The organism is Streptomyces malaysiensis subsp. samsunensis (assembly GCF_024519315.1).
In the GTDB taxonomy this organism is placed as follows: domain Bacteria; phylum Actinomycetota; class Actinomycetes; order Streptomycetales; family Streptomycetaceae; genus Streptomyces; species Streptomyces malaysiensis.
On the sequence record NZ_JANIIC010000224.1, the window covers coordinates 1 to 1,041 of the forward strand.

Sequence of the window (1,041 nt, forward strand, 5' to 3'; positions counted from 1 at the left end):
CACCCACGACGGCGCGGTGAGCGTGAGGCATTTCGTGTCCTACTTGCCACCCGTCAGAGCGCCGTCCTGGCCTGCACGGCTGCGATCAACCTGCTCAAGGCCCTGATCATCTCGGCGCCCGACGAGCTCCGCGTCGAACTCCGAGGCATGAAGAGCAAGGACCAGGTTGCTCACTGCGCGAAGCTGCGGGACCGGCCGACCCAGGACATCGAGCACCGCATGACCGTTCGCGCCCTGCGAAGCGCCGCTCAGCGGATCGAAGCCCTGCGCTCTGAGGCGAAGGAGCTCGAAGCGGAGCTTCTCGCGCTCGTCCGTACGATCGCCCCCGAACTGCTGGCGTTGCAAGGCGTCGGGCCGATCAGTGCTGCCCAGATCCTGATCAGCTGGTCGCACACCGGCCGCTTCCGGCCCGAGGCAGCGTTTGCGGCCTTCGCGGGCGCCGCTCCGATCCCCGCCTCATCGGCCCAGCCGAGCAGCACCTCGGCTTCCTCCTCGTCCCGCCCGACCCGGACCGCGCTCGTGATCTCCAGCTCGGTCTTGGCCAGCAGAACGCCGAGCAGCCGCCGGCGGTCCTCCTCCTGCGGCCCTTCGGGCCACAACTCCGGATCGAGCACCGGCGCGGCCCTCAACGCCACCAGAGCCCGATAGATCTGGCCGGCACTCACCGGCTGCCCACTCACGATGCTCACACCCCCAGGATCACCTCGCGCAGCGGCGAACCCCGGCGCCAACACCGCCCAGCACCACGGATCAGGACACGCGCTCACGCCAACCCACCGATAGCGGAAGCCCCGGCGGCTCACTCAGCCTCGTACATCTCCCCGCTCACAATGTCTTGCGCCATCGACAAGATCACGTCACGACGCGTCCTGTCGCCCGCGCCCCCGCCGCATCCCGTTCGAAGGCACCCCGCTATGCGCCGACGCCGCTACCCCCTCGGACACCACCGACGCCGAATGGGCCCTGCTCGAAGGGTTGCTGCCCACTCCGGCCTGCGAGACCAGCAAGGGCGGCCGGCCGGAGAAGCACCCACGGCGCGAA

1 protein-coding gene and 1 pseudogene are annotated in these 1,041 nt (G+C 69.5%); both read left to right on the forward strand.

Annotated features, from left to right (window positions below; genetic code table 11):
- Positions 1-648, forward strand: a 648-nt coding sequence (locus NQU54_RS48595) for a transposase (RefSeq protein ID WP_257636661.1), incomplete at its 5' end; no start/stop codon positions are given.
- A 266-nt stretch (positions 649-914) separates the two neighbouring features.
- Positions 915-1,041: pseudogene (locus tag NQU54_RS50500) on the forward strand (transposase); the annotation flags it as partial.